The following is a 25,938-nucleotide window of genomic DNA, read 5'->3' on the forward strand; positions in this document are numbered from 1 at the left end:
CCCATGTGTCTGGCAGTGCCCGGAAAGGTCGTGTCCATCGACCAGCGCGCCGACCCCCTCACCGGGCTGATCGACTTCGGCGGAGTGCAGAAACAGGCGTGCCTGGAGTACCTGCCCGACGTCCAGGTGGGGGAGTACGTCATCGTCCACGTCGGATTCGCGCTGCAGCGCCTCGACGAGGAGTCGGCCAGGGCGTCCCTGGAGCTGTTCGAGCAATTGGGGCTGCTCGAGGAGGAGTTCGGCGACGCCTGGGAACAGGCCGCCCGGCAGGAGAACGGAAGTGACGTCCGATGAAGTACATCGACGAGTTCAACGACCCAGCGCTGGCCCGCCGGCTGCTGGACGAGATCCGGGCCACCGCCACCCGGCCCTGGGCGCTGATGGAGGTCTGCGGCGGCCAGACGCACTCCATCATCCGCCACGGCATCGACCAGCTCCTGCCGGAACAGGTGGAGTTGATCCACGGCCCCGGCTGCCCGGTGTGCGTGACGCCGCTGGAGGTCATCGACAAGGCCCTGGAGATCGCCGCCCGCCCCGACGTGATCTTCTGCTCCTTCGGTGACATGCTGCGCGTGCCGGGCACCGACCGCGACCTGTTCCGGGTCAAGGGTGAGGGCGGCGACGTCCGAGTGGTGTACTCACCGCTTGACGCGCTCGACCTCGCCCGCAGGAACCCCGGCCGCCAGGTCGTGTTCTTCGCGATCGGCTTCGAGACGACCGCGCCCGCCAACGCCATGGCCGTGCACCAGGCCCGCCGCCTCGGCCTGGACAACTTCAGCCTGCTGGTGTCCCACGTCCGCGTCCCCCCGGCGATCGAGGCCATCATGACGGCCCCCCGCTGCCGGGTGCAGGGCTTCCTCGCCGCCGGTCACGTGTGCAGCGTGATGGGCACCGCCGAGTACCCGGACCTGGCAGCGAAGCATCGCGTGCCGATCGTGGTGACGGGTTTCGAGCCGCTCGACATCCTGGAGGGCATCCGCCGCGCCGTCCACCAGCTCGAACGCGGCGAGCACCGGGTCGAGAACGCCTACCCCAGGGCCGTACGCGACCGGGGCAACCCGGCGGCCCTGCGCATGCTGGAGGAGGTGTTCGAGGTCGCCGACCGCAACTGGCGCGGCATCGGACCCATCCCGGCCAGCGGCTGGCGGCTGACCGACGCCTTCCGCGCCTACGACGCCGAACACCGCTTCGACGTCACCGACATCCGCACCGAGGAGCCCGCCGTGTGCCGGGCCGGCGAGGTCCTGCAGGGGCTGATCAAGCCGACCGAGTGCGAGGCGTTCGGCACGGCCTGCACCCCGCGCACCCCGCTCGGCGCCACCATGGTGTCCAACGAGGGCGCCTGCGCCGCCTACTACCTCTACCGGCGCATGACCGACGGCCCGGCCCGGCAGGGATCCCGTGTACCCCGCGAGGAGATGAACTCCGTTGGCTGATCTCGCCACTGAAGCGGTGGAGGCGACCGGACCAGTCGTCGACCCCGCGAACTGGACCTGCCCCGCCCCCCTGCGCGACCAGCCGGTCGTCGTCATGGGCCACGGCGGCGGCGGCGCCCTGTCCGCCGAACTGATCGAGCAGGTCTTCGCACCCGCCTACGGCAACCCCACCCTCGCCGCCCTCACCGACTCCGCCGTCCTCGGCCTGGGCGGCACCCGGCTGGCCTTCTCCACCGACTCCTACGTCGTACGGCCGCTGTTCTTCCCCGGCGGCAGCGTCGGCGACCTGGCCGTCAACGGCACCGTCAACGACCTGGCGATGAGCGGCGCCCGGCCCGCGTACCTCTCCACCGCCTTCATCCTCGAAGAGGGCGTGGAACTGGCCGTCGTGGAACGCGTCGCGTGGGCCGTCGGCGCGGCGGCCGAGGCGGCGGGCGTCACCGTCGCCACCGGCGACACCAAGGTCGTGGAGTCCGGGCACGGCGACGGCGTCTACATCACCACCGCAGGCGTCGGTCTCGTGCCCGACGGCGTCGACATCCGCCCGCAGCGGGCCCGGCCGGGCGACGCCGTCATCGTCAGCGGGCCCATCGGACTGCACGGAGTGGCGGTCATGAGCGTGCGCGAGGGCCTGGAGTTCGGGGTGGAGATCGCCTCCGACACCGCACCCCTGGCGGACCTCGTGGCCACCATGCTGGCGGTCACCAAGGACATCCACGTCCTGCGCGACCCCACCCGCGGCGGTCTCGGCGCGTCCCTCAACGAGATCGCCCGCGCCTCCGGTACCGGTGTCCGGCTGCGTGAGCGGGCCCTCCCGGTCCCCGACGAGGTCGCGAACGCCTGTGGCTTCCTCGGCCTGGACCCGTTGTACGTCGCCAACGAGGGCCGGCTCGTCGCCTTCGTACCCGCCGGGCACGCCGACGCCGTGCTGGCGGCGATGCACGCCCACCCGCAGGGCGCCGGAGCCGCCCTGATCGGCGAGTGCGTGGCCGACCACCCGGGCATGGTGGTCGTCGCCACCGGACTCGGCGGCACCCGGGTGCTCGACCTCCCGCTGGGCGAGCAGCTGCCGCGCATCTGCTGACCCGGCCCCGGACGGACATCGGCCCCGCCGTGGAGGCGGGGCCGATGGCGTCGTACGGCTCAGGTCTCGACGCCGGTGATCTCCAGCTCGCGTCCCCTGCGCAGCTCCCGGGACGGCCGGTCGCATCGCGGGCACCAGAAGAACGGGGGCATGCCGACCGCGAACTCCTCGGCACACTCCCCGCACCAGGCGTGCGCGGGCACCTGCTCCACCACGAGCCGGGCCGCCGCGAGGGCCGTACCGTCGCGGGCCACCTCGAAGGCGAAGTGCAGCGCGTCCGGCACCACACCCGCGAGCTCTCCGACGCGGACGGTCACCGACGCGACACCGTCGGCGCCGTCCGCGCGCGCGATCTCCCCGGCCTGCTCCACGATAGCGGTCGCGATCGACAACTCGTGCACGCCGGCCTCAGGGGTACCGGTGGCGGGCGCGCAGCCCCCCGGTCATCCGGTAGATCCGCAACTCACGGACAATTCCCGGGAGTTCCTTGACAATCAGGACCGCGACCACGCTGCCCGCCAGCGCGCCCTGCGCCGCGAGCAGCTGCCGTCCCGACAGACCCCGCCGCGCGGTCCTTCTTCTTCGCCCGGCTGTGTTCATCGCGTTCATGGCCTTCATCGCCTTCATGGCATCACTTCCGCTCTCTCATCCCGGTGAGATGTTCGGCATGTCCTTCACCAGGGCGTCATGCCGTTTCCAGTGGATACCGGTGGAGCGGCGCGCGTCGGAGGTGCCGTCCTGGTGATGTCCGGTCTGGTGCTTGTACGGACCCCTGTTGCCCTGGTGCAGTCCGCGCACGTGGGAGGGGGTATCGGGCCTGGCCTGGGGCCGGCCCACCCGGATGCTTCCCATGTCCGATCTCCTTTCGGTCCTCACGACCGCTCGGTCAGCTCCCTGAAGAACTGTTCTACGGCCGGCCAGACCCGGCCGCCACCGGAGAGGCCCTGCCACTCGCGGCGGACCAGGGCGGTCATCCGGAAGCAGTCGTCGACCGGCACGATCCAGTGTTCGTCGAGTCCGCGTACGGTGTTCACCAGCAGCGCCTCCACATCCGGTGCCATGGCGGCCAGCTGTGGTACCGCGGCGGCCAGCCGCCGCCAGGCCGCCGCGTCCACCTCCCAGCGCATGGCCCCGGCCGGACTCGGTCCCTGCGCGGTGACCGTGCCGTCGGCACGCGGCACGAAGAACACCAGCCCCACCGGTACACCCAGCACCCCGGTGTCGACCGGGGGCAGGCGCAGCCGGCGCCGGGGCACGAGCCGGTAGCGGCCCTCGCCCGCCCCGTCGTCGGCGAACAGCACCGAGCAGGGCCGGCACACGCACCGCACCTCGGCGGCACCGGTGTCGTACAGGTGGGGGTGCTCCTCGCTCACGTGGGCGGCGCACAGCTCGCAGCGCTCGGTCGCAGCCGGCTCCGCATGGCCGGCGGTGGAGCGGATCACCCGGGCGAGCGCCCCGTCCACGCTCACCGCGCCTCCTCGGGCAGGGCCCGGCGCCTGATCGTGTTCAGCGGTACGAACGCCGGAGCCGCCCTGCGCTCCTCGGTGACCGCCTCGACCGATTCCAGTTCCGGGGCCACGGCGAGGACGGCGGCCCGCACGGCGTCGACGACGCCCGCCGATCCGCCTCCGCCTCCGCATCCCGAACCGCAGCCGCCGCCGCTGTCCAGCCGGACCCGGGCCACCTGCCCCTCGACGCCGGCCCACACCAGGTCGCCGCCGCGTTCACGCACCGCCGGCCGCAGCTTCTGGACCGCGCGTTCGGCCCGGCGCTCCGGCGGCTCGGGGTGGATGTCGTGCAGCACCAGCAGGTGACCGAGCAGCTCGTCCTCCGCCAGGATCTCCCGCAGCTCCTGCGCCGCGTGGTCCAGCACCCGGGCGAGCGCCTCGCCGTAGACCTCGGTCAGCAGCCGCACCGCCTCCATGGCCGGTCCGGGAGCGGACTCCAGTCCGGCGAGCACCTCGTCGAGGCGGGCGAGCCGCGCCTCCACCGCCGGGTCCGCCAGCCGTACGGTGGTGTCAGCCATGGTCGGCTCCGTACGTCGGCGAGTGCACGGTGGTCAGGGTCTTGCCCTTGCCCATGTACATGTGGACGCCGCACGGCAGACAGGGGTCGAAGCTGCGGACCGTGCGCATGATGTCGACGCCCTTGAAGTCGTCGGGCCCGTTCTCCTCGAAGATCGGCTGGCCCTGGACGGCGTCCTCGTACGGGCCCGGGGTGCCGTAGATGTCGCGGGGGCTGGCGTTCCACGGGGTGGGCGGGTACGGGTGGTAGTTGGCGATCTTCTTGTCCCGGATCACCAGGTGGTGCGAGAGGACGCCGCGTACCGCCTCGTGGAAGCCGCAGCCGATCGACTCGTCCGGCACCTCGAAGTTCTCGTACACCTTCGTGTCGCCGCTCCTGAGCATGCCCATGGCCTCCTCCAGGAACTGCAGGGCCATGGCGGCGGCGTAGGCGATGAAGTACGGCCGGGCGCGGTCCCGCTCCAGGGTGTTGCTCCACTTCGGGATGCGCCACTCCAGAGTGGTCTCCGGCAGCTTCTCCCCCTTGGGCAGGGTGATGCGGATACCGCCGCCGGTCGCCTTGACGTACGGCGTGTCGACCAGGCCGCTCAGGGCGGTCGACCAGAGCCGGGCGAGGGGGCCGCCACCGGTGTCCAGGGCGAGGTGGTCACCGGTCTCCGGGTGGTACCAGCGGGGGCTCATCACCCAGCTGTAGTTGCCCTCGAAGTCCCGCTTCTGCGGCACGGGCACGGTGGTCTGGTTCCACGGGTGGCGCATGTCGATCGGGTTGCCGAGCGGGTCGTGGGTGACGAAGGGGTCCTCGTTGACCCAGTCCTCGTAGAAGGAGCTGCCCAGCATGATGCGCAGGCCGAGGTTGATGTCGATGAGGTTGTTGGTGACCAGCTTGCCGTCCACGATGATGCCCGGGGTGACGTACATCGCCTTGCCCCACTCGTTCATCGTCGCGTACCGGTAGTCGACGACGTCCGGGTTCTGGAAGGCGCCCCAGCAGCCCAGCAGGATGCGGCGTCTGCCGACTTCCTCGTAGCCCGGCAGGGCCTCGTAGAAGAAGTCGAAGACGTCGTCGTTCATCGCCACCGCCTTCTTGATGAAGTCGATGACCCGCATCAGACGGCTGAGGTAGTCGGTGAAGACGCTCGGCTGCGGCATCGTGCCGACCCCGCCCGGGTACAGCGTGGAGGGGTGCACGTGCCGCCCCTCCATCAGGCAGAACATCTCCCGGGTGATCCGGCTGACCTTCAGCGCCTCCTTGTAGACCTCGCCCTCGAAGGGGTTGAAGGCCTTCATGACGTCGGCGATGGTCCGATAGCCGTGGATGTCGCCGCGGGGCGCGTCGGTGCGCTCGGCGCGCGCCAGGACACCGGGGTTGGTGGCCTTGACCATCGCTTCGCAGAAGTCCACGAAGACCAGGTTGTCCTGGAAGATGGTGTGGTCGAAGATGTACTCCGCCGCCTCGCCCAGGTTGGTGATGTGCTCGGCCAGCTTCGGCGGCTTGACGCCGTAGGCCATCTGCTGGGCGTAGTTGGAGCAGGTGGTGTGGTTGTCGCCGCAGATGCCGCAGATCCGCGAGGTGATGAAGCCGGCGTCTCGCGGGTCCTTGCCCTTCATGAACACCGAGTAGCCGCGGAAGAGCGACGAGGTGCTGTGGCACTCCACGACTTCCTGGTTGGCGAAGTCGATCTTCGTGTAGATTCCCAGGTTGCCGATGATCCGGGTGATCGGATCCCAGGACATGTCCACGAGCTGGGCGGGTTTGCGTCCTGCGGACCGGGACTCGGTGGTGGTCATCTGCGGTACTGCCCCTCGCTGTTCGGGTTCGGGTTCGTCTGGTGGGTGGCGGGCTGCGGGACGGGCCCGGGCGCCGCGGGTGTCACGCGCGCCAGTGCGGGTCGTAACCGCTGGTCAGCTTGCCCTTGTTGTGGCGCCACTTGGGTTCGTGGTTCACCATGTCGTTGGTCAGGCCGCGCAGCCGGCGGATGACCGCCCCGTACGGCCTGATCACCATCGTCGACAGCGTGCCGCCCGGGGGCTCGTCCATGAACGGCATGAAGGCGTCGGGGAAGCCCGGCATCGTGCAGCCGATGCAGATGCCGCCGACGTTCGGGCAGCCGCCGATGCCGGCCATCCAGCCGCGCTTGGGCACGTTGCAGTTGACGACCGGACCCCAGCAGCCGACCTTCACCTGGCACTTGGGGGAGTTGTAGTCCCTCGCGAAGTCAGCCTGCTCGTAGTAGGCGCCCCGGTCGCAGCCCTCGTGCACGGTCTTGCCGAACAGCCACTGCGGACGCAGCATGTGGTCCAGCGGCGGCGGGGGAGCGGCACCGGCCGCGTGCTGGAGCACCCAGACCAGGGTCTCCATGAAGTTCTCCGGCTGGATCGGACAGCCGGGCACGTTGACCACCGGCAGTCCCGAGCGAGCCTTGAACTCCCATCCCAGGTAGTCCGCGAGGCCCATGCATCCCGTCGGGTTGCCCGCCATGGCGTGGATACCGCCGAACGTCGCGCAGGTACCGGCCGCGACCACCGCCCATGCTCTGGGCGCCAGCTGGTCGATCCACTCGTTGAGTGTCTGCGGCTCGCCCGTCTCCGGGTTGTTGCCGAACGACGTCCAGTAGCCGTCGCCCTCGATGATGTTCTGGTTCGGGATCGAGCCCTCGATGACGAGGATGAACGGCTCCAGCTCACCGCGCGCCGCCGCCCGGTAGGGGGCGAGGAAGTCCTCACCGCCCAGGCTCGGCGAGAGCACCTTGTTGACGAGGTTCACCTTCGGCAGCCCCGGGATGAGCCCGAGCACCACGTCCTCGATGGACGGCTGGCCCGCGGCGGTCAGCGACACCGTGTCGCCGTCGCAGCTCATGCCCTCCGAGATCCAGAGGATGGTGATCTCGTCGAACCCCTCTCGGGCCTCGGCCCTGGCGGGCTCGCCGCCGACTTCGGTGGTACCGCTCTGTGTGGTCATCTCTGGGCCTCCGTTGCAGGCGGGTCTCGAAAAAACCGTTCAGGCCGCGGCCGACGGGGCCGCGAGGGTCGGTGCGGGGGGTTCGCCGGGGGCGGCGGCCGGCCGGTGGTGGTCTGCCGGCCCCTCAGGCGCGGGCATCGGACCGTCCCCTCTCGGGGCGGTCGGCCCGGTGCGCCGGCCGCGGGGACCGCGGCCCGGCCGGGCCGCCCTGGTCCGGTGCGTCCGCGACGGCGAGCGGTTCGACCTCGTCGGGGCGGAAGTAGTGGAAACGGCCGTACCAGCCGTGCAGTTCGGCGGCGGGGTCGTCGTCCACGGTGACGGCCAGGTGGACGCTGCCGTCCACGTCGTGGAAGAGCGCGGAGACCCGCGCGGACCGCCCGGCCAGGAACATGTCCTGGGCGTCGGCGCCCCGGACGCGCGGGCGCAGCCGCACCCGGCTGCCGCCGCCCACGGGCACCCCGTCCACCAGCACGGTGTCCGTCGTGGGGAAGAGGCCGTCGTCACCGCCCTCCTGCCACCAGGCCGGCCGGGCCGAAGCGGGTGCCTGAGCCGATGCCTGAGCCGGGGCCAGGGAGCGGATGGTGCCGTGCAGCCGGGCGAAGACCTCCTGAGGCATGGTGTCCACACGGTCGACGATCCGGGCGGCGCGCGGATCGGTGGCCCGCGCCTCGGCCTTCTCCTCGTCGGTCAGCAGCATCGTGCGCAGGGTGAGGATCTCGTCGATCTCCGCCGCGTCGTGCAGATCGCCGGGACTCTCCGGCGCCACCTGAGGATGGTCCGGCAGGATGATCGGCGCGGAGAGCAGGGACGCGCCGGTGGCCCCGTCCTCGCCGCCGGACCGCTGCGGCGCCCCGCCGAGCACCGGGAACGTGAAGGCGTTGCGGCAGCCGCGCACCTGTTCGACGAGGCCGGCCGGCGGATCGATCAGCGACACGAACTCGACGCCGTCGCCGACGAGAAGGGTGTGCGTGGCGAGCAGTGCCTGCCCCAGCACCGCACCGCGCGGGGCCGCCGGATCCGGCGCCTGGTCGGCGTTCTCGGTGCGCACACGCAACCGGTACAGCTCCGGGGCCAGGGGCTCGGCCACGACGGTCGCCCTGGCCCGTACCTCCCGGCGCCGCCGCGCCGTCCGCCCCGCTCCGGCGGGCAACGTCTCGTACTCCACACCGGCCGGCGCCCCCACCGCGACGGTCCGGCCGCCGTGCAGAAGCTCCTCCAGGGTGAGCACCAGCTCGGTCTCGCGGGGCACCGCTTCCTCGAAGGACAGGTGTGTGACGCCGTCCGCCGTCCGCAACGACTCGACCGGGCGGTGCCCACCGTCCCCGTCGGCCGCCTCCACCTGTTTGTGCTGGAGCTGCAGGTACCGCACCCGCACCCGTACGGCGGCGTCCTCGCGCCGCGCCCGGACCAGGCACTCGGTCTGCTGGTACCAGGAATCGGCGGAGCCGGAGAGTCCAGGCGTGACCGGGCCGTCCCGCTCCACCCAGTTCCGGGGCAGCAGTACGCCGAATTGCCAGCGGACCCGGTTCTTCGCCGAGGACCGGCGGTACGGGTAGAGCAGGTACCCCTCGTACAGCACGGCGTCCGCCACGGCACTCAGCGGCGCACAGCCCTCGCCGACTCCGTTCACCACGCTCGCTCCTCGCCACTCGTGGTCCGCGCTTCCCTCCCCACGGTCACACCCGCCAGGCCTGCCCGCCCCTCCGGCGCACCGTCATTGGGCCGGACAGGGGAAGCGTCGAAGTGTCAGCGGGAGGTGAGGCCGAAATCCGGCCTCGACAGCGGGCTGCGGTGACCGGGCCGTGGATCGTGCGGCGGTGCGGGAGGAGGAGTTGACCCGGACCGGCTTGCGCACGCTGCTCTCTCCGCACCGAACGAATGTCGCGGACCGCGGGCCCTGGAACGACTGCTGGAGATCGAGATCGAGGCCACCGAGGCCCGCCAAGGAGCCGGTCACCGCGTCAGGCGCAGGCGTCAAGGCGCTCGCCCTGGACCTGTCCCGGTTCCGTACGTGACCCTGGGCCCTGGGCTGCGCGTGCCGCCGGCTGACGGCCTTGTCGAGCGAGTGCGCACCGCGTATTTCGACCGGCCGAACAACCGCTGGCGGATGGCGCTGACCACGGAGCAGGTAGAAACGGTGGCCTACGCCATCTATCTGCGCGCTCTGAGCGGTTCGGTGGCGCGGAGGCCAACCGATTCGCGCGTGAGTACGGAGTCACGTACCGGGTCGTTGCGGCAACAGGTGGCCCGGGTGCCGTCCGTACGTCGTGGCCTGCCGCGTCGCGCTGACGGTGGGTGTGACGCGCAAGGACGTTGGCGAGCCGGAGCACGCAGCTCGACACGCGGCCTGACCTGCCGAACAATCCGCGTTCAGGATGCGTTCAACTCTCTGTGACACGGTCGAGGACTCGGCTGCCGCTGGCTGCCGACTCATCTGGCAGGGCGCTCGCATTCGACCGGACAGGAGACGTTTGAGTTGGAGAATTCGGAGGTCCTCACCGACCTCGACGTGGCGGGCACGTCGAGCACGGCCGAGTCGGTGATGAAGAAGCTGCCCGAGGTCACGCTGGCGTTCTGGGTCATGAAGATCGCCGCGACGACCCTGGGCGAGACGGCGGGCGACCTCTTCGCGCAGACGCTGAAGCTGGGCTACTTCCTCACCACGATCGCACTGTTCCTGATCTTCGTGGTGACGCTGGTGGTTCAGCTGCGATCCAGCCGCTACAACCCGTTCTTCTACTGGACCGTGATCTTGTCGACGAGCATGGCAGGGACCACGATGTCCGACTTCATGAACCGCGACGCCAGCTCCAAGTACCTCTCGGGCGGCGTCGCGAAGCTTGGCTGGGGCCCGCAGGGCCTCGGCCTCGGATATCCCGCCGGAGCGGCCATTCTCATCTCGATCCTCCTGGCGATCTTCCTCGCCTGGAAGCTGAGCGGGATGACGTTCCAGATCCGCGACATCGTCACCTTCAAGGGCGAGGCCCTCTTCTGGTCGGCGATCCTCGTGTCCAACACTCTCGGCACCTCCATGGGCGACTTCCTCTCCGACAGCTCCGGCCTCGGCTACGCCGGCGGCGCACTGCTCGTGACGGGGGTGCTCGCCGTGCTCGTCGCGCTGATGAAGGTGCCTGCGGTGCCGAACGTGCTGTTGTTCTGGATCGCCTTCGTCCTCACCCGTCCGCTGGGTGCCACCGCCGGCGACTTCCTCACCAAGCCGGTTGCCAAGGGCGGCCTGGATCTCGGCACCGCGGGATCGTCCGCCGTCCTGCTCGCCGCCCTCTTCGGCTTGATGGCCTACGCCCACGTGCAGGAGCGCCGCACCACCGGGCGGCCGGCTTGAGAGGTCCTGACAAAGACGTTGGACGTGAGGGTGGGTGATGAGGCAGGTGGCGACACCGAGGAATGCTTCATGGATGTCGTCGCGTCGCTCCCAGCGGATTCGCAGGCGACGGAAACCGTGCAGCCGCGAGATCGTCCGCCCCACTACCCAGTGGAAGGTACCCAGGCCCGTGCCGTGTGGCCGGCCGCGTTCGGCGATCACGGGACGGATGCCCCGCTGCCAGAGCAGCCGCCGGTACTTGCCGTGGTCGTAGCCGCCGTCCGCGAACAGCATGTCGGGCCGCTGCCTGGGCCGGCCGACGACACCAGCCACGGCTGGGACCTTGTCTCGCAGCGGCCGCCCGGCGTGGACGAGCCGGGAGCGAGGATCGAGGATGTAGAGCAGCGGTTCAGGGGCGCTGGGCTCGATGGCCTCACGTACCGGGGGAGCGCTGGCCGGCCCGGGTCATGAGACTGTCGTCCGGCCTCTTGCGTCTGGTCATGCCAGTGCGTTCACCGCTGCTGCGAAGAGGCGGGGCACGCGTACGGCGGTGGGCACGATGCGTGAAGCCAGTGCCGGTTGCTGGCGGGCCCGCACCAGGAGGTCGGTCAGGAGCCGGTGGCGGCGGGTCGCGCGGCACCAGTCGGTCTCGTAACGGTTGGGTGTGCCGCGGCGCACGTTGGCGACCAGGGCTTCGGCACCGGTGAGGGCGAGAGAGACCCCCTCACCGGTCAGCGCGTCGGTGTATCCAGCGGCGTCGCCGACGAGCAGTACCCGTCCGTGAGTGCGGGTGCGTGCCCGCTGGCGCAGCGGTCCCGCGCCGCGGACAGCGGTGACGGCCCTCTCGGCGGGGAGGCGGGCCGCCAGTTCGGGGAAGCTCTCGAGTTGGGTGCTGAAGGGCGCTCGCCGGGTCGTCAGCAGGGCGACGCCGACGAGTGCGGGGCCGAGCGGAGTTACGTACGCCTCTGCGTAGGGTCCCCAGTGCACTTCGACGTAGGTGGACCAGGGAGGCACCGCGTAGTGGCGGCGCAGGCCGTATCTGGGTGCGGCACTGGACTTCACCTCCAGGCCGAGCGAACGGCGCAACGGTGAGTGGAGGCCGTCCGCGGCGACCAGCCACCGTGCGCGCAGGCCCGTACCGGGTACGGTCACGCTCGTCGCGTCCTGCCGTACTTCCCTCACTCGCAGGGGCAGTACGGGTACACCTGCGTCCACGACGGCTTGGTGCAGGGCACTGTGCAGGTTGGTGCGGCGCGCGCCGCGGCCGGGGCCATGCCGAAACGCGGCCTGCACCTGGCGGTGGCCCTGGATGTAGCGGATGCCGGTGATCGGGTGGCCGGGGATCTCCAGGCCGAGCGCGCTGAGGGCTCGGACGGCGCCGGGCATCAGGCCCTCGCCGCACGCCTTGTCGACCGGTGTCCGACGTGGCTCCGCCACAAGAGTGTCGAGACCGGCGCGCACGGCGAGCAGTGCGGTCGCGAGACCGGCTGGACCGCCTCCGACGATCAGCAGGTCGTGGCCGCCCCTCATGCGGGCGCCGCCGAGGCCAGGGCGGTGTTCTCACAGCGGATACGGACTGCGAGCAGCAGTGCATTGGCCGCGGTGAACGCGGCGGCGGTCAGCCACGCGCAGTGGACCAGTGGCAGGGCGGCGATCTCCACGACGACAGCCAGGTAGTTGGGGTGACGTAGGAACCGGTAGGGCCCGGCTCCGACCAGGCGTGCTCCGGGGACGACGATGACCCGTGTGTTCCAGTACGGCCCCAGAGTGCTGATGCACCACCAGCGCAGCGCCTGCGCCATGATGACAAGCGCCAGCATGGGCCACCCGAGAGCGGGCAGGAACGGCCGGTGGGCGAGCGCACATTCGGCAAGGCAGCAGGCGAGCAGCCCCGTGTGCAGCACGACCATCACCGGGTAATGACCGCGGCCGTGCTCCACACCGGCGCGAGAGAGGGTCCAGATGGCGTTGCGTCGAGCGACGACGAGTTCGGCGATGCGCTCGGCCGTAACGGCCAGGACGAGAAACGTGTACCAGGGCATGAGAGCACTCACCAGCGCAGCAGGACGACTTCGGAACAAAATCCCGGCCCCATCGCCAGGAGCAGCCCCCACGTGCCGGGCTCTGGTCGGTTCAATTCCCAGGTCTTTTGGAGGATGTGAAGTACGGAGGCGGAGGACATGTTCCCCACCGTTGCGAGCGAGTGCCAAGCGGTGTTCAGGGCGTCGCCGGGCAGGCCGAGGGTGTCGGCCATGGTGGAGAGCACCTTGGGGCCTCCCGGGTGGCATACCCAGCTTCCGATGTCGTCCGTGGTGAGGCCGTGGTCGGCCAGGAAGGCACGCAGGTGCCAGCCGAAGTGGTCCCGCACGATGTCGGGAACACCGGCGTCGATCACGACGCGGAACCCGGTGGGGCCGATGTCCCACCCCAGGAGCTGTTCGGTGTCCGGATACAGGTGGCTGCGTGTGGCGACCACGAAGGGTCCGGCCCCGTCCGGCCCGGCGGTTCCACTGCCGCGCGCCACGAGCGCTGCTGCGCCATCACCGAACAGGGCGCCGGCGACGAGGTTGGCGCGTGAGTCGTCGTGCCGCTGAAGGGTCAGTGAGCACAGCTCAATGCTGAGGAGTACAGCGGTGTGGGCGGGGTGCCCTCGCAGGTAGTCGTGCAGCCGGGCGAGTCCTGCCGCGCCCGCCACGCACCCCAGGCCGAACACCGGGAGTCGCTTGACGTCGGGCCGCAGTCCCAGGCGACCGGCCAGCCGGGCGTCGAGCGAGGGAGCGGCGATGCCGGTGATGGAGGTGCACACCAGCAGATCCACGTCGGCCGGTTCGAGTCCAGCCTCCTGCAGTGCGCCGACGAGGGCTTCCTCGCCCAGTTCAAGTCCGGCGGCCATCCATGCGTCGTTGCTCTGCCCGAAGTCGCCGAGGTCGGTGTACCGCTCGATCGGCAGGGCGAGATGGCGTGTGTGCACACCGGCGGATGCGTGGAGGCGGCGCAGCAAGGCGCGGTCGGCCCCGGCGGGCAGGCACAGGTCACCGATCGCCTCAGTGAGGTCGTCCTGGGCGTACCGATACGGCGGGAGCGCGGTGCGGATCGCTGCGACCGAGGTCGCCGGGCCGGGCGGAGGTGTTCGGGACGGGGCAGTGGGCAGGGGAAGGGCGTCGTCGACAATTGCAGTGACACGCATGCCGGTAATGCCTCCTGTTGCCGGGTTCTCCCGTAACTTCCCTGTGTGTCTCTACACGCACCCCAGGCTCTTCCGCCCACGACACGCCGGGTCCTGGCGTTGTTGCGCTCCTGCCACCTGGAGCCGGCGGTCGCGGTGACGGTGCTCGTGACCGCGCTCGCCGTGGCAGCGGACCGCGGGGCGGCGGGCTCTGCAGCGGTGGCCGCGGCTGTGCTGGCCGGCCAGCTCTCGGTCGGATGGTGCAACGACGCGGTCGACGCCCAGCGCGACACGGTCTGCAAACGCCGCGACAAACCGGTAGCCACCGGTGAACTCCCGCCTGGGGCGGCGGCTGTCGCGGCCGGGACTGCTCTGGGGCTGTGCGTACCGCTGTCGCTGCTGAGCGGCGCCGCCGCCGCCGTGGCGCATCTGGGCATGGTGGCTTTTGGCTGGGCCTACAACCTGGTGCTCAAGCACACGGTGCTCTCGCCGCTGCCCTACGCCGTGGCCTTCGGATCGCTGCCGGCGTTCGTCACCCTGGGTATGCCGTCGCCGTCCTGGCCCGCCTGGTGGGCGGTGACGGCCGGGGCGCTGCTGGGTGTGGGGGCGCACTTGGTCAACGCACTTCCGGACATCGAGGACGATCTCGGGACCGGTGTCCGCGGGCTCCCACAGCGGCTGGGCCGCGCAACCTGCCGGTGGCTGGCCCCGTTCGTGATGCTGACAGCCGTGGGTGTGCTTGTCGCGGGCCCACCTGGAGCGGTGGGCGGGTTGAGCGGGGGACTGGCGGCGATGGCCGGGGCCGTCGCGGTCGCGGGCACGGCTTTGCCGTCGGACATCCGGAGCCGATGGCCGTTTCGGGCGGCGATCATTGTGGCGGGCATCGCCGTGGCGCAACTGTTGCTGCGGGGCTCGGACGTGGTCTGAACCCTCGGCAGCCAGAACCCGCCGGGCGCGCCTGTGATGGCGAGGATCGTAGTTGCAGTTGGCGGGTGGGGTTTGAGCGCGGTGCAGGGCGAAGCTCTGCATGCAGGTGCTCCGACAGCAGGAGAGGAGAACCCACGGCCGCTTGCCGGCGTCGTCAGCTCCTGGGCATCCCCGGCGTCCATGACCCGCCGGTACAGTTGCTCGGCGCCATCGAAGTCCCCGGCCCGCTCACGCAGCGGCGCCGAGCCTCAGCAGAGCGTCGGTGCCTCCGGCGTCGGCAGCCCGCCGGGCGAGCCGCTCGGTCCCCGGCCTGCTCCCGCAGCTCCGTGAGCCACATCAGGACCTGGGCCCCTCCGGCGTCGGCGGCCGCCGGGCGAGCCGCTCCGCAGAGTCGAAGTACCCAGTGCACTCGCACCGTCGCGGCACCCTGAGCGGAGCCCTTCCCCGCGGGCTGACCCGCAGCGGCCTGCGACAAGACCGCATCCTCAACGAAGCGGCCGAAAGCGCCGACCCCCTGAAGCTGATGCGCCTGTTCGGCACCACCGAGCAGACCGCCATGCGCTACGTCACCGCCGCGCGCCACGAACGCGCCGCCAAGCTGCCCAGGCAGAGGCCGATACCACCCTCGGCCCGCGAAATGGGAGGTAGGGCACCTGACGTCACACCTGGTGCCAAGGAGCATCAGGACGAGTACACCGTGCTCCGGCCGTGAGCCGGACGGCGAAGGCCGCGTGATTGTCGTCGGGTACGCGGCCGAGGTAGTCGTGCCCGGTCCTGTGTCACCAGGCGGGCAGGTCGAGAGGGGCCGCCGGGTCGGTGGCGACGACGTGGACGACGGTGCCCGCCTGGGCGCCGTCGACCCCCATGCGCGGGTGCAGCAGGAGGGTTACGCAGAGCAGGCCGCTGCCGTCGACGGTGATGTCCGGTGCTGGGGACTCGGGCTTCATGGTGCTCATCGACGGTAGGCGCTCGCGGCGACAGCGGGCAGCAGGACGAGGGAGCTCTTCGACGTCTCGCCGTCGACGACACCGACTCGTGGCCCCGATCTTGTAGGGCGACCTGGTCGTCGGACGACGACGGGAGCGGCCGATCTGCCCGTGCTCGCCATGCGCCCCCGGGGGCTGTCGTCGCAGGAAGCGGCGCAGTCGCGGTGCGTCGGGGGGCGTGCTGTCCTGAGAATGCAGGCAACGAGAGGTCGGCCATGCGTCATCTCCGGACTTCCGTCTTCGCCTCCACCCGGTCGCCCGCGCCGACCGGAGCAGGCGGAGGACTGCTCCCGGCGCGGGAGCTCGCGGTCGCGTGGTCGCTGATCCTCCTGGTCGTTGTGCCGGCGTGGGTGCTGACCGTCGGACAGGCGCGGGACATGGGGGTCGAGCCGGGCACGATGGGGATGGCGCTGCCGCTGTTCTTGTTGCTCTGGGTGACGATGATGGCGTCCATGATGCTGCCGTCCATGGCGCCGGTGGCCCTCACCTGGGTGCGGGGGATCGGGCGGCGGTCGTCCGGGTGGGGCCGGGCGGTGCGCACGCTCGAGTTCGTGGGTGGATATCTGCTGGTGTGGACGGCCTTCGGGCTGCTCGCCTACGCGGCTCTAGCCTTCACCGGGGACCTCGTGGACGCTCATCCCGTGGCGGGACGCTGGATCGGCGCAGTGGCCTTCCTGCTGGCGGGCCTCTATCAGCTCGGGCCCCTCAAGAACGTCTGTCTCCGGCACTGCCGCGACCCCATGAGCCAGCTGGTGCGCTACGCCGGGTTCCGGCAGCCGGCCCGCGATCTGCGGGTGGGCATCCACCACGGCGGCTACTGCGTCGGCTGCTGCGCGGGACTGATGGTGGTCCTCGTGCCGCTCGGGCTGATGAACGTGGCCGCGATGGCCGGGCTAGCGGTAGTGATCTTCGTGGAGAAGCTGTGGTCACGCGGGCCGCTGCTCGCCCGGGTAGTGGGTGTCGTCTTCCTCGCCCTCGCCGTCCTGGCGCCCTTCCAGGACTGGCTGCTGCCGGGGCTGCGGGAATCGGCGCCGCCGATGGACGGCATGTGAGCAGCTGCGGCAAACTGGAAGGGAGGCCGCCTCGCGATCCGCGGGCGGCTCGGGACGCGCGGTCTCGCCACTCCAAGTGAGCTCACTCGAGCTCGACGGGAGGCAAGCGCGATGACGGAACAGGCCACCCCCGGTACCAGCTGGCATCTGGCCGGCGACTGGTTCGACGTGTGCAACTGCGCCATACCCTGCCCCTGCACGTTCGCGCAGCCCCCGACCTACGGTGACTGCGAAGGCGTACTGGTCTGGCACATCCGTGACGGCAACTACGGCGACGTACGGCTCGACGATCTCAACGTCCTCATGCTCGGCTCCTTCGTGGGCAACGTCTGGGCCGGCGAGCACACCGACGCGTACGCCGCGGTCTTCCTCGACGAACGCTCCGACGACCGACAGCGCGCCGCGCTCGGGACCATATTCGGAGGTGAGGCGGGCGGCTGGCCGGCACGGTTCGGGGAGATGCTCCGGCCCGAGATGCGCGGCATGGACTTCGCGCCAATCCGTGTGGAGATCGACGAGGACCTCGCCACCTGGCGAGCCGAGATTCCCGGCCGGGTCTCGGCGACCGCCGAGGCACTCACCGGCCCGACGACACCGACGGGCGCACGCGTCCAGGTCCACAACGCCCCGGGCGCCGAGGTCGGACCCGGCCAGGTCGCCACCTGGGGCCGGGCCACCGCCGACCGCGCCGACGCGTTCGGCTTCTCCTGGGACCGCTCGGGAAAGTCGAGCAAGTACTTCCCCTTCGACTGGACGGGACCCGACTGAGCGCGGAAGAGAGCGCCGGTAGCAATAGCGTGAAACAGCGGTCCCGGAATTACACCCGAGACGACGGTCAAGCAAGTACGCCGGGACCACCGATCTGACCCTGGCGCATCCTCCCCTTGCACAGCCAAAACGGTGGCGCACCGTCAGCCCGCATGAGATGCCCGCTATCGATGGTCATGCCGTACCTCATACAGCCGACGCCGGTCAGACGAAGTGGTGGCACACCCCACCTGTCTGGCGCCGGCCCCATCAGCCCACCGTGCCGGCTCGGGCACGGTGGGAGTCGAATCTGCGAGAGAACCAGATAAAAGGGCGCGGCCGAGGCCCGAGCCGGGGCTGGTACGGCTGGTCTCGGCGCGGGTGACGCGGTCGAAGGCTTTGAGCAGGAATTCGTCTGGGAAGCCGGGGTCGTGGTCTTCCACGGATAGGCGGAGCCTGTCGTCGGCGGCTTGGGCCTGGATGCCGGGTTGGGGACATCCTTACCGGACTTCTTGTCGGTGATGGTCGCCAGGCCGATAGCGCAGCCGGAACGCTGACGGGGTGAACAGCTTCCCTGGAAGACAGCCTGGCGAGAGGCTGCGCGTATCCGGCACAGCGGTGGCCGGCCGCATGGTCGTAACAGTGGCGGGTGAGGTAGATCACCGGACCGCAAGTGGGCTGGGTGAGGAGCTGGAGACCGCTGCCGCCGGCGGCGCCCGGCAGGTCGAGGTGGACTTCAGCCTGGTCGGTTGTTGCGACTGTGCCGGTCTGAACGTCCTGCTGGCAGCCCGCATCCACTGCCAGGATCGAGGGGTGGGTCTCCCCGTGTCCGGACTGGTGATGCCCGCCATTGCGCGACTGTTCCAGTTGACAGGCGCAGGCTCCCTGCTGCTGATGCCGCAAGCCGCGTGACCAAACACGGAGGAGAAGGCGTGCCGATTGCGGCCGCGCCGTCATCGCGGGCGTGACAGGGGCGCGCCTGGTGCGCTCATAATAGGTAGGCCGTGACTACGGCCCCGCAATGCCCGCCTCCCCCCGTGCGGGTGATTGCCCACGGGGCGAGCAGGCGCATTCCCCCGTCGCCGGCCCGCCCCGTCCTCACCTGCCACCTGTGAGGGGCTCCGGCCTACCGCGCACGATGCCTCGCGGTAGCGGCACGACGGCACACGTCGTGTGGTGCTCAGGCAGAGCCGGTGTGCTCGCCCCGGACCCGCTGGGCGACGTCGCGGAGCTTGATGTTGTGCTCCTGGGAGATGCGGCGCAGCACGTTGAAGGCGTCGTCCTCGCTCAGCTGGTGGCGTTCCATGAGGATGCCCATGGCCTCGCCGATGGCGTGGCGGGACTCCATGGCGTGCTCGAGCTGGTCGATGGTGCGGGCACTGGAGAGTGCGACGGCGGCGTGTGAGGCGAGCAGCCAGCTGGCGGTCTCGATGTCCTTGCCGAAGGCTCCGGGGCGGCGCGAGTAGAGGTTCAGTGCGCCGAAGTCGTCGTTGTCGGTGTAGAGCAGTACACCGGTCATGCTGCCCAGGCCGAGCTTGCGGGCCTCGGCGGCGTACCGTTCCCAGGCCGGCTGCGGCTGGGACATGTCCGCGATCCGGAACATGCGTTCACCGCTGTCCTTGCGGCTTGCCAGATCGAAACAGGGCCCCTCACACAGCTCGCCCTGCAGGCGGTCGGACTCGTGGACCATGTCCCCGCAGGCGGCCAGGGTCACCGCTCGGCCCTTGCGCACCACCAGAATCCCGGCGGCCTCGCAGCCATCGACCAGCTTGACCGCAGACGCTGCGATTTCATCCAGCGTGGCCTGGAGCGAGTCCTTTGCCAGCAGATCACGCGCGAGCACAGCCATCTGCTCGGCGTACTCCCGCCACTCCACTGCCACCACCCACTCGCCTCGATCACCGATCGAGCCACAGTACCCCCAGCCCCCGGCCGGCTGCCGCAACCAGGAAGCGCGGGAAGACTCCGGCCGACTCGTACCCCGAACCTTGACGGACCGCGGCCGCAGCGGTGAACACTGCGCGCAGCCCCAGCGCCCTTCGATATCGCCTGCGGCGAGGACGCGAGCCCACTGGTTCGTTCGCCGTCCTCGCCGCCGGGCATCGGTGTCTGGGAAGCGCGGCCCGATTGCATCCGCAGGTGAGCAGGCGCCTACCAGGTTGCCGCGAGACAAGCGGAACCGCAGGTGACGCCAAGACCATCCACACCCTCGGTGGACGGTCCGCATCAGCCGGCGAGGTCGGCCTTGCCGAACAGGACTGCGTAGCCGGAGGGGAGCTGGCTGATGACCTGGTTCAGTTCGCCACCGCTGACGGCATCGGCCACGGCGGTCAGCACCGCACTCGCGTCCCACTCGGCCGTGCGCGGCCGCGCCCCCGTCTTCTCCGCGACCCGGCGGAAGAACTCCTCGATCCCGAAGCTCTCGGCCTGCTGCGGCTTGGCGGCGGCCAGCGTCTGTCCCAGCGGCCCGGGCAGCTGCGAGCCAAGATCGTCGACCTCGCCGGGGCTGATCCGCTGAGCCAGCACGCTCAGGACGCCTTCGGTGACCTCCGCAGCTTCGTCCTGGCTGTCGTACTCGCCGCGCTCGCGTACACGGGCGAGAAACTCGTCGTACCTCATGGTCACCTCCGCTTTCATCCTTGCGTTCGAGACATGTGATCTTCTAATGCATCCTGCGCCACTCGCAGTTCTCTGTTCCGAGTACCCGGCCAGTCTGCGAATCTGCAGCGGAGCGTGCTGGTAGCCAGCGCCGTCCGGCGCCGCGACCAGCACGCCGGACGGCGAGACGACGCCACTGAAATCCAGGATGCCGCCAATCGCGATGACGATGACATTGAGGACGCTGAGATCGTCCCCGGGTCTCACCAAGGAAGTCTTCGCTCAGCCCCGCCACCGATTCCGTCAATGCAGCCAACGGCCTCTCGAGGAATCGCGAGCGGCCCACTACCCGTTATCCGGAATCCCGCTCCATGCGTGCTGCGGTGGTCCTGCCTCCCGTGATGGTCGCCGGGCAGGGCTACCGCCCTCTGCAGGGGGGCCGGAGCGAGCAGCGGCACGGCCCCGTCGCCGCACAGGCGGCGCGGACCCGCGGGCGACGACTCCGCGGTCCCGGCGATCCAGGGTGCGCGCCAGGCGGGATGAAGTGCCGCAGCATCAGGGCCGTAGCGTCAGGACTCAACGAACAGGACGATGGAGTCGGGATGCACACCGTCGTCCTTCATCGCGGCAGCGGCCTCCGGGGTCTGGAGTGCAGCCAAGAGGGCGTCGAGGTCAGGTACTTCCATCGTCAGCGCGACCTGAGCCGGGTTCTGCGGGTTGACGAAAGTACGGATGTTCGTCACCCCGAGCGGCCCGAAGAATTCTTTGCGCCTGGACGAGGCGAGCCAGTGCTTGCTGTCGTCAACAGAATGATGGATGACAATCTTCGGCAAGGTTTCCTCCGTGGTAGACAGACTTCGCTTACACGCGCTACTTCGCTTGGACGTGCCATGCGCAACGGTCCAGGCCACAGCAACACTATGTATCGACCAGATCGAACGCATCTCGAAGCAAAGCTCGCCAATCACGCGTGATCCGGACGTAGGCACCACCCCCTGGCCGAAGAGGCCACATCCCCGGGCTCCAAGTCGTGAGGGCGGTGTCCGTGCCTCAGGGCCGGAAGATCCGGTCCAGGTGGTAGCGGAGGACGGCCGTGGCGGATTCGGCGTCACGCTGGCCCACCAGGACGCTGGTGCCGAGCCCCGCGGACATGGCCAGCAAGCCGACCGCTTCGGTGTGAGTGTCCGTACCGGCCGGGAGCAGTCCGGCGTCCGCCGCCTGCTGCAGCAGCCCGGTGAGGGTGATCTCGGCGGCGTCCGGATCCTTGATGAAGGGCTGGGCCGCGAGGGCCTCGTCGGTCACCGACAGCACGGCGTACGAGGTGTAGAGGTGATGGAACAGGCGGCTCTCCTCGTCGACCGGCAGGGCCGCCGCCAGCAGCGCCTCGATCACCGCCCGCGGCCCGGGGTTGTCGCCGGCGGCGCGGACCCGGGAGCTCACCCGTTCCCCGAACCTGTCGGCCAGATGCCGCAATCCGAAGAGGAGCAGCTTCTCCTTGGACTCGAAGTAGTACTGCACCAGCCGCAGTGAGACGCCCGCCTCGGCCGCCACGTCGCGCATCCCCACAGCGTGCAGCCCGAGCCGTCCGGCGGCCCGGACGAGGGCCTGCGCGATCTCGGTGCGCCGCTCTGCGTGATCCACGCGCTTGGGCATGGTTCGACTCTCCGCTCTTCGGATCGCTCCTCCGACTTTTGATGATACAGCCGTACCATTTTCGTGGTACGTTCGTATCACAAAAACCGACTGCCCAGGAGATGGCCGTGCCCGAGCCCACAAGAGCCCGTCCCCAGCCCGATGTCGGCCGCTTCGTCAGCGACGCCTGGCGTGAGCGCTACTTCGCCGCCTGCGACGCGGTCTACGCGCTGGGCGTGCCCGCGTCCTCGGAGGAGGACGTGGAGACCTCCTTCGGGACCACGCACGTCTACCGCTACGACCCCGAGGACCCGGCCGCCCGTGAGCGCACCCCCCTCGTCCTCGTCCACGGAGCCGGCTCCTGCTCCGCAATGTGGTACCCGAACACGCCCGACCTCAGCGCCGAACGGCCCGTCTATGCCATCGACACCCCCGGCGACCCGGGCCGCAGTGTGCAGCACGCAGCCATCCACGAACCCGAGCGCGCCGCGCAGTGGCTGGACGAGACACTCGCCGGCCTCGGGCTCGACCAAGTGCACCTCCTCGGCTCGTCGTACGGCGGCTGGCTCGTCCTGAACCAGGCGTACCGCGCACCGGATCGCCTCGCCTCGGTCACGCTGCTCGACCCCGGAGGCCTGGAGAAGGTAGGGCTGCGCTTCTTCGTGTGGATCTTCGCCAGTCTGTTTGCCACCTTCGCCCCCAAGGCGCTGCGGCCACGGCTCGCGTCCTGGCTGGAACAACCCGTCCTCGTCGTGCCGGAACTGCGCACCATGATCCGGACCGGGGTACGCGCCTACCGCATCCGCCGGCCGGTGCCGCAGCCTCTCACCGAGGCCGAACTCGGGTCCATCCGCAAGCCGTTGTACCTGGTGCTCGGCAGGCGCAGCCTGCTGGTCCACCCCGACCGGCAGGTCGAACGCGTGCCCCGGCTGATCCCCGGCGCAAGGGCCGAGATCATCTCCCGGACCGGCCACGGCCCGCAGATCGACCACGCGGAACTGACCAACCGGAAGATGCTCGACTTCATGAACACCGCCGACCTCGGGCTGCCGACAACGCGCTGAGACTGTCCGGCAGGCCACGCAAAGCCAGAGCCATTTTCGCCCCGTACTGCACGGTGAGTCCCTGGCTTCTCTGCACCGAGAAGGCGAGCGGCTTCGAGGTTGTTTGAAGCGCGCAGCGACACCGCTCCCTGGGCGAACGCGATCGGCCAGGAGTCCGCATGGGAGACCGTGGCCGGTCGTGTGCGCTCAGCCGGTTACAGCTGTGGCTGCGGCATCCGTTGCCAGCGGAAGGGTCCGTAGGTTGTGCCAGTGACGGCGTAGTTGGCGTTGGCGTCTGCGGTGAGCTTCAGCCATTCAAGGGGGGTGGTGCTGCCGTGCACGACGATCCGGTGGAAGTTCGAGACGTTGTAGTACGGGTGCTCGTTCCACGCGTTGTTACCCGGGTCGTGGGCGCACACGCCGGCGCCGGTGGCCGGGTCCGTCTCGCCGGTGCACGTCGCCGTCGGCGACAGCGGGTTGTCCGAGCGGTAGAGGTGCGAGTCACCGTTGAGCATCAGCACCGGGCGGCCGAACTCGGTCGTCTTCGCCGCGACCTCGCTGATGATCGGCTCGTAGTTCGTAAGGTGGTCCTTGGTCTTGCCGTCGAGGTCCCACATGTCGGCCTGTGCCGTGATCACCACCGCCTTGGCGTGCTTGGCCTGCGCGCCGGCGAAGGCAGCATCGAGCCAGCGGACGTCGGCCGCGGTCCGGTTGGTCCGCTCGTCGGTCTGCGCCTGAGCCGCGGTCGGCACCTTGTACCAGGGGTCGGCGTCGTTGTTCGAGCCGCCCGGCACGTTGATGGTCACGAAGACGATGTCGTTCTGCGCCCACATCACATTCTCGACGTACTGCGCGTCGCCCGGGTGGCTCGGGTCATAGGCGGTGGCCTGGGACACCACGTTCAGTGTCCCGCTGCCGAGGGTGTGGCCGGGCTGCGCGAAGAAGTCCTGCCGGACTTCGGCGAGGTTGTCGAGCGGGTTGCCGCAGTGGTAGCTGACGCAATCCTGCGTGTTGGTCGACAGGCCGCTCGTGCCGATGTAGTTGATGTCACCGGAGGCCGAGTCGTAGAAGCCGCCACCCTGACCGGGGGAGGTGAGGCTCGATGCCTTGTGGCAGTCGGCCCACTCGTTGTCGCCCGGCGTGTAGACGAGCGGCTTGGTGAAGGTCTGCCACACGGACGCAATCGAGGCGTCGTAGTCCTGGGTGCAGAACTCCTTGCCCGAGTGGATGTCGCCCACGTGGACGACATCGCTGATGGCCGGGTCACTGTTGATGGTGCCGATGAACGCCGGGGTCTTCTGGAACTGCGAGGTGTCGGCCGTCTGGCCCGCAGGCGCGTACGCCGACCTGCCGTACGGCGAGTCGCCGAAGACCGCGAGCGTCAGCGGACTGTCGGCCGCCGACGCCGTGGCTACCGACCCCACGGAAGAGGCAAGGCCGACGGCGACGAGCGTGACAAGCCCGCGCTTCAACGTGCGTCTCAACATGCGTCCCTCTTTCAGATCCGGTTGAGGGGGGCGCCCCAGTGAACTGGATCCTCAGGAAGCGCGACATGGCATCAATGGCAGCCTGGAGATGACGAGTAAGCGAAATTCAGGCCGCGCCCGCAGGCCGGATCGCTCTCTGCGCGGCTCAGTCGTTGTGGCGTCCGCCAGCCGCCGCCTTGGAGATCTTGTCCTCGCCCAAGAAGTCAGAGAAGGTGCAGTTAACACGTCAACGTGCGCAGTGGCCGACCTGGCCCGGGCCGGCACCCGAGAATCAGCGCCGCGGTGGCCCGGTCCGTCGTGGGGTCGATGGGTCTGGGCGCGTCGTTCATGCTCACGACCGTACGGCGCCACCGCACCGAAGCGGCCCCCGCGGACGCTCCGGGCGGCCCGTACCTACGCTCCCTGTATGAGCACCGAGGACTTCCCCGAGCCCGAACCGGCTCGCCCGTGGCGGCCGGAAGACGGGCCCCGACCCAAGGTGACCACCTGGCCGACCGGGAAAGATCCCGCCCTGAAGGTTTGGTCACACGTGCGCTGGCGACGCGCCTCGGTCATGGCGCGTCAGGACTGGGCTGAAGGCCGGGTCTGGACATGACGAAGCGTCCGACACCATCCATGGCACTGTCGCTCGACGGCTACATCGTGACGATGCCTCACATGGACGACCCGGTGGTCGCTCTCCTCCAACGGCGAGGCATCTCGTACGTGACGCTGGGGCGCGATCCCAGCCGCCCGTGCGCGGCACCTTCGAAGCGCCGCCACCTCCTGGCCCAAGCCTGCCGGCACCTCCTGGAGACCCTCCGCGGTCGCGCCTTCACGCCCGGCCTGGACAACGACATCGCCCCAGGCCATCGCCCGCCACTCCCGCCAGCTCACCGTTCCCCAACCCAACCACCGGACCTCGGCCCCGACCAGCTCACCTACACGGCCGATTTCGCCTGGCCCGGCCGCTGATGGGTCGCCGGCACCGACGGCAAGCCACCGCGGGCATCGACCCAGTACGAGCGGGCCCGGGTCGTCAGCCTTTCCCTGCGGAACACGATCCGCGCCGCTCGCACCGCACCCGCCGCGCGGTACGAAGCCCCGGCCGCGACCGCTTCGCCCACCGCGCGTGCCGACGATCACGACCACGACCAGGCGGCGGCCGCGCCGCACGTCGTCGACCACCCGGGCCGGGACGCTGCCCTCCCCCGGGCGCAGCAGGGCGCCGCCGCTCACTTCACCAACCGGCTGCAATGCCCGACCTGTTGGAGGGCCGCACGACCGACCCTGCGACGTGGATGCGCTCGCCGGAGAACCTCGCCGGACCAGGACACCCGGCGAGCCGGGCGTACGGCTGCGCTGCTCCCTCGACCTGCGCCAGGAGCTTCCCGCCGTGGCCCGCCCGACCAAGAAGCCGACCACGGTGTAGCGCTCATGGCGAGGCAGGGTCCTCGCCGACCAGCGGTACCTGCGCTAGACCGACATCTGTGCGG

At 70.1% G+C, this 25,938-nt stretch carries 30 protein-coding genes and 1 pseudogene; 12 read left to right on the forward strand and 19 right to left on the reverse strand.

Features of this window, described 5'->3' with window-relative positions:
* The first annotated feature begins 3 nt into the window (after positions 1-3).
* From AB0J12_RS06290 to hypE, 3 genes are read left to right on the forward strand one after another with little or no spacing between them, the layout of a single operon-like run.
* Positions 4-294, forward strand: a complete 291-nt coding sequence (locus AB0J12_RS06290) for a HypC/HybG/HupF family hydrogenase formation chaperone (RefSeq protein ID WP_161291923.1) — start codon at positions 4-6, stop codon at positions 292-294.
* On the forward strand, positions 291-1,436 hold the full coding sequence (gene hypD, locus AB0J12_RS06295; protein ID WP_363263033.1) for a hydrogenase formation protein HypD: 1,146 nt from the start codon (positions 291-293) through the stop codon (positions 1,434-1,436). Before AB0J12_RS06290 ends, hypD begins: the two co-directional genes overlap by 4 nt.
* Positions 1,429-2,520 carry a hydrogenase expression/formation protein HypE gene (gene hypE / locus AB0J12_RS06300; protein ID WP_363263034.1) on the forward strand — a complete coding sequence of 364 codons (1,092 nt, stop codon included), beginning with the start codon at positions 1,429-1,431 and terminating at the stop codon, positions 2,518-2,520. The genes hypD and hypE overlap by 8 nt, the downstream gene beginning before the upstream one ends.
* Positions 2,521-2,579: 59 nt before the next feature.
* Here the strand turns inward: hypE and hypA are convergent, their stop codons facing one another.
* The 8 genes from hypA to AB0J12_RS06340 all read right to left on the reverse strand — a co-directional run bounded on the left by hypA (position 2,580) and on the right by AB0J12_RS06340 (position 9,136).
* Positions 2,580-2,921 (reverse strand): hydrogenase maturation nickel metallochaperone HypA, encoded by a 342-nt coding sequence (gene hypA, locus AB0J12_RS06305; protein ID WP_363263035.1) that lies wholly within the window; start codon positions 2,919-2,921, stop codon positions 2,580-2,582.
* Between the two features lie 7 nt (positions 2,922-2,928).
* The gene (locus tag AB0J12_RS06310) at positions 2,929-3,147 is read right to left on the reverse strand and encodes a hypothetical protein (protein WP_363263036.1); all 219 of its coding nucleotides are present in this window, start codon (positions 3,145-3,147) and stop codon (positions 2,929-2,931) included.
* An 18-nt stretch (positions 3,148-3,165) separates the two neighbouring features.
* Complete coding sequence (locus AB0J12_RS06315) at positions 3,166-3,372, reverse strand: hypothetical protein (protein ID WP_103781080.1); 207 nt, start codon at positions 3,370-3,372, stop codon at positions 3,166-3,168.
* 20 nt (positions 3,373-3,392) lie between these two features.
* Positions 3,393-3,989, reverse strand: a complete 597-nt coding sequence (locus tag AB0J12_RS06320; protein ID WP_363263037.1) for a DUF5947 family protein — start codon at positions 3,987-3,989, stop codon at positions 3,393-3,395.
* Positions 3,986-4,546 (reverse strand): NifU family protein, encoded by a 561-nt coding sequence (locus tag AB0J12_RS06325; RefSeq protein ID WP_363263038.1) that lies wholly within the window; start codon positions 4,544-4,546, stop codon positions 3,986-3,988. The genes AB0J12_RS06320 and AB0J12_RS06325 overlap by 4 nt, the downstream gene beginning before the upstream one ends.
* Positions 4,539-6,332 carry a nickel-dependent hydrogenase large subunit gene (locus AB0J12_RS06330; RefSeq protein WP_363263039.1) on the reverse strand — a complete coding sequence of 598 codons (1,794 nt, stop codon included), beginning with the start codon at positions 6,330-6,332 and terminating at the stop codon, positions 4,539-4,541. Before AB0J12_RS06330 ends, AB0J12_RS06325 begins: the two co-directional genes overlap by 8 nt.
* A gap of 82 nt (positions 6,333-6,414) precedes the next feature.
* Positions 6,415-7,503 (reverse strand): hydrogenase expression protein HypE, encoded by a 1,089-nt coding sequence (locus AB0J12_RS06335; protein WP_363263040.1) that lies wholly within the window; start codon positions 7,501-7,503, stop codon positions 6,415-6,417.
* Between the two features lie 124 nt (positions 7,504-7,627).
* Positions 7,628-9,136, reverse strand: coding sequence for a hypothetical protein (locus AB0J12_RS06340; protein ID WP_363263041.1), 1,509 nt, complete (start codon positions 9,134-9,136; stop codon positions 7,628-7,630).
* 843 nt (positions 9,137-9,979) lie between these two features.
* Between AB0J12_RS06340 and AB0J12_RS06345 the strand changes: the two genes are divergently transcribed.
* Positions 9,980-10,846, forward strand: coding sequence for a hypothetical protein (locus tag AB0J12_RS06345; RefSeq protein WP_363263042.1), 867 nt, complete (start codon positions 9,980-9,982; stop codon positions 10,844-10,846).
* Positions 10,847-10,903: 57 nt separating this feature from the next.
* Here AB0J12_RS06345 and AB0J12_RS06350 read toward each other — a convergent pair.
* The 4 genes and pseudogenes from AB0J12_RS06350 to AB0J12_RS06365 all read right to left on the reverse strand — a co-directional run.
* Positions 10,904-11,182 (reverse strand): annotated as a pseudogene (locus tag AB0J12_RS06350) (IS5/IS1182 family transposase); the annotation flags it as partial.
* 141 nt (positions 11,183-11,323) lie between these two features.
* Positions 11,324-12,355: an NAD(P)/FAD-dependent oxidoreductase gene (locus AB0J12_RS06355; RefSeq protein ID WP_363263043.1), complete on the reverse strand. Its 1,032-nt coding sequence runs from the start codon at positions 12,353-12,355 to the stop codon at positions 11,324-11,326.
* Positions 12,352-12,867, reverse strand: coding sequence for an isoprenylcysteine carboxylmethyltransferase family protein (locus AB0J12_RS06360; protein ID WP_363263225.1), 516 nt, complete (start codon positions 12,865-12,867; stop codon positions 12,352-12,354). Before AB0J12_RS06360 ends, AB0J12_RS06355 begins: the two co-directional genes overlap by 4 nt.
* 8 nt (positions 12,868-12,875) lie before the next feature.
* A complete protein-coding gene (locus tag AB0J12_RS06365) occupies positions 12,876-14,012 on the reverse strand; it encodes a 3-oxoacyl-[acyl-carrier-protein] synthase III C-terminal domain-containing protein (protein WP_363263045.1) in 1,137 nt (378 codons plus the stop codon).
* Positions 14,013-14,147: 135 nt separating this feature from the next.
* On the opposite strand from AB0J12_RS06365, the gene AB0J12_RS06370 reads away from it, so the two are divergent.
* The gene (locus AB0J12_RS06370) at positions 14,148-14,918 is read left to right on the forward strand and encodes a UbiA family prenyltransferase (RefSeq protein ID WP_363263046.1); all 771 of its coding nucleotides are present in this window, start codon (positions 14,148-14,150) and stop codon (positions 14,916-14,918) included.
* A gap of 403 nt (positions 14,919-15,321) precedes the next feature.
* Positions 15,322-15,630 (forward strand): hypothetical protein, encoded by a 309-nt coding sequence (locus AB0J12_RS06375; protein ID WP_363263047.1) that lies wholly within the window; start codon positions 15,322-15,324, stop codon positions 15,628-15,630.
* A gap of 67 nt (positions 15,631-15,697) precedes the next feature.
* Here the strand turns inward: AB0J12_RS06375 and AB0J12_RS06380 are convergent, their stop codons facing one another.
* Positions 15,698-15,874, reverse strand: coding sequence for a hypothetical protein (locus AB0J12_RS06380; RefSeq protein ID WP_363263048.1), 177 nt, complete (start codon positions 15,872-15,874; stop codon positions 15,698-15,700).
* A 245-nt stretch (positions 15,875-16,119) separates the two neighbouring features.
* Between AB0J12_RS06380 and AB0J12_RS06385 the strand changes: the two genes are divergently transcribed.
* The gene (locus AB0J12_RS06385; RefSeq protein ID WP_363263049.1) at positions 16,120-16,956 is read left to right on the forward strand and encodes a DUF2182 domain-containing protein; all 837 of its coding nucleotides are present in this window, start codon (positions 16,120-16,122) and stop codon (positions 16,954-16,956) included.
* Positions 16,957-17,067: 111 nt separating this feature from the next.
* Entirely contained in the window at positions 17,068-17,724 is a 657-nt protein-coding gene (locus AB0J12_RS06390) for a DUF1326 domain-containing protein (RefSeq protein ID WP_363263050.1), read from the forward strand.
* Positions 17,725-17,888: 164 nt separating this feature from the next.
* On the opposite strand, the gene AB0J12_RS06395 is transcribed toward AB0J12_RS06390, so the two are convergent.
* Complete coding sequence (locus tag AB0J12_RS06395; RefSeq protein WP_363263226.1) at positions 17,889-18,185, reverse strand: ATP-binding protein; 297 nt, start codon at positions 18,183-18,185, stop codon at positions 17,889-17,891.
* A 148-nt stretch (positions 18,186-18,333) separates the two neighbouring features.
* Between AB0J12_RS06395 and AB0J12_RS06400 the strand changes: the two genes are divergently transcribed.
* Positions 18,334-18,615: an STAS domain-containing protein gene (locus AB0J12_RS06400; protein ID WP_363263227.1), complete on the forward strand. Its 282-nt coding sequence runs from the start codon at positions 18,334-18,336 to the stop codon at positions 18,613-18,615.
* A gap of 268 nt (positions 18,616-18,883) precedes the next feature.
* On the opposite strand, the gene AB0J12_RS06405 is transcribed toward AB0J12_RS06400, so the two are convergent.
* The 4 genes from AB0J12_RS06405 to AB0J12_RS06420 form a co-directional block, all read right to left on the reverse strand.
* Positions 18,884-19,579, reverse strand: a complete 696-nt coding sequence (locus tag AB0J12_RS06405; RefSeq protein WP_363263229.1) for a GAF and ANTAR domain-containing protein — start codon at positions 19,577-19,579, stop codon at positions 18,884-18,886.
* Between the two features lie 350 nt (positions 19,580-19,929).
* Positions 19,930-20,322 (reverse strand): DUF2267 domain-containing protein, encoded by a 393-nt coding sequence (locus tag AB0J12_RS06410; protein ID WP_363263230.1) that lies wholly within the window; start codon positions 20,320-20,322, stop codon positions 19,930-19,932.
* A 548-nt stretch (positions 20,323-20,870) separates the two neighbouring features.
* Entirely contained in the window at positions 20,871-21,134 is a 264-nt protein-coding gene (locus tag AB0J12_RS06415) for a hypothetical protein (RefSeq protein ID WP_363263051.1), read from the reverse strand.
* 217 nt (positions 21,135-21,351) lie between these two features.
* Positions 21,352-21,954, reverse strand: a complete 603-nt coding sequence (locus AB0J12_RS06420; protein WP_363263052.1) for a TetR/AcrR family transcriptional regulator — start codon at positions 21,952-21,954, stop codon at positions 21,352-21,354.
* A gap of 101 nt (positions 21,955-22,055) precedes the next feature.
* Here AB0J12_RS06420 and AB0J12_RS06425 point away from each other — a divergent pair, with 101 nt between their 5' ends.
* Complete coding sequence (locus AB0J12_RS06425) at positions 22,056-22,997, forward strand: alpha/beta fold hydrolase (RefSeq protein ID WP_363263053.1); 942 nt, start codon at positions 22,056-22,058, stop codon at positions 22,995-22,997.
* A 194-nt stretch (positions 22,998-23,191) separates the two neighbouring features.
* Here the strand turns inward: AB0J12_RS06425 and AB0J12_RS06430 are convergent, their stop codons facing one another.
* Positions 23,192-24,463, reverse strand: coding sequence for a hypothetical protein (locus tag AB0J12_RS06430; RefSeq protein WP_363263054.1), 1,272 nt, complete (start codon positions 24,461-24,463; stop codon positions 23,192-23,194).
* A gap of 406 nt (positions 24,464-24,869) precedes the next feature.
* Here AB0J12_RS06430 and AB0J12_RS06435 point away from each other — a divergent pair, with 406 nt between their 5' ends.
* Together AB0J12_RS06435 and AB0J12_RS06440 are read left to right on the forward strand one after the other, a co-directional pair.
* Positions 24,870-25,058, forward strand: a complete 189-nt coding sequence (locus AB0J12_RS06435) for a hypothetical protein (RefSeq protein ID WP_363263055.1) — start codon at positions 24,870-24,872, stop codon at positions 25,056-25,058.
* 681 nt (positions 25,059-25,739) lie between these two features.
* Entirely contained in the window at positions 25,740-25,874 is a 135-nt protein-coding gene (locus tag AB0J12_RS06440) for a DUF6207 family protein (RefSeq protein WP_363263056.1), read from the forward strand.
* The last annotated feature ends 64 nt before the right edge of the window (positions 25,875-25,938 follow it).

The organism is Streptomyces sp. NPDC049915 (genome assembly GCF_040656475.1).
Taxonomy (GTDB): domain Bacteria; phylum Actinomycetota; class Actinomycetes; order Streptomycetales; family Streptomycetaceae; genus Streptomyces.

Coding starts and splice junctions, on each gene's coding strand:
- AB0J12_RS06290 (WP_161291923.1), top strand. CDS start 4: ATGTGTCTGGCAGTGCCCGGAAAGGTCGTGTCCATCGACCAGCGCGCC.
- hypD (WP_363263033.1), top strand. CDS start 291: ATGAAGTACATCGACGAGTTCAACGACCCAGCGCTGGCCCGCCGGCTG.
- AB0J12_RS06310 (WP_363263036.1), bottom strand. CDS start 3,147: ATGAAGGCGATGAAGGCCATGAACGCGATGAACACAGCCGGGCGAAGA.
- AB0J12_RS06315 (WP_103781080.1), bottom strand. CDS start 3,372: ATGGGAAGCATCCGGGTGGGCCGGCCCCAGGCCAGGCCCGATACCCCC.
- AB0J12_RS06325 (WP_363263038.1), bottom strand. CDS start 4,546: ATGGCTGACACCACCGTACGGCTGGCGGACCCGGCGGTGGAGGCGCGG.
- AB0J12_RS06330 (WP_363263039.1), bottom strand. CDS start 6,332: ATGACCACCACCGAGTCCCGGTCCGCAGGACGCAAACCCGCCCAGCTC.
- AB0J12_RS06335 (WP_363263040.1), bottom strand. CDS start 7,503: ATGACCACACAGAGCGGTACCACCGAAGTCGGCGGCGAGCCCGCCAGG.
- AB0J12_RS06355 (WP_363263043.1), bottom strand. CDS start 12,355: ATGAGGGGCGGCCACGACCTGCTGATCGTCGGAGGCGGTCCAGCCGGT.
- AB0J12_RS06360 (WP_363263225.1), bottom strand. CDS start 12,867: ATGCCCTGGTACACGTTTCTCGTCCTGGCCGTTACGGCCGAGCGCATC.
- AB0J12_RS06365 (WP_363263045.1), bottom strand. CDS start 14,012: ATGCGTGTCACTGCAATTGTCGACGACGCCCTTCCCCTGCCCACTGCC.
- AB0J12_RS06380 (WP_363263048.1), bottom strand. CDS start 15,874: ATGAGCACCATGAAGCCCGAGTCCCCAGCACCGGACATCACCGTCGAC.
- AB0J12_RS06385 (WP_363263049.1), top strand. CDS start 16,120: ATGCGTCATCTCCGGACTTCCGTCTTCGCCTCCACCCGGTCGCCCGCG.
- AB0J12_RS06390 (WP_363263050.1), top strand. CDS start 17,068: ATGACGGAACAGGCCACCCCCGGTACCAGCTGGCATCTGGCCGGCGAC.
- AB0J12_RS06400 (WP_363263227.1), top strand. CDS start 18,334: ATGGTCGTAACAGTGGCGGGTGAGGTAGATCACCGGACCGCAAGTGGG.
- AB0J12_RS06410 (WP_363263230.1), bottom strand. CDS start 20,322: ATGAGGTACGACGAGTTTCTCGCCCGTGTACGCGAGCGCGGCGAGTAC.
- AB0J12_RS06420 (WP_363263052.1), bottom strand. CDS start 21,954: ATGCCCAAGCGCGTGGATCACGCAGAGCGGCGCACCGAGATCGCGCAG.
- AB0J12_RS06425 (WP_363263053.1), top strand. CDS start 22,056: ATGGCCGTGCCCGAGCCCACAAGAGCCCGTCCCCAGCCCGATGTCGGC.
- AB0J12_RS06430 (WP_363263054.1), bottom strand. CDS start 24,463: ATGTTGAGACGCACGTTGAAGCGCGGGCTTGTCACGCTCGTCGCCGTC.
- AB0J12_RS06435 (WP_363263055.1), top strand. CDS start 24,870: ATGAGCACCGAGGACTTCCCCGAGCCCGAACCGGCTCGCCCGTGGCGG.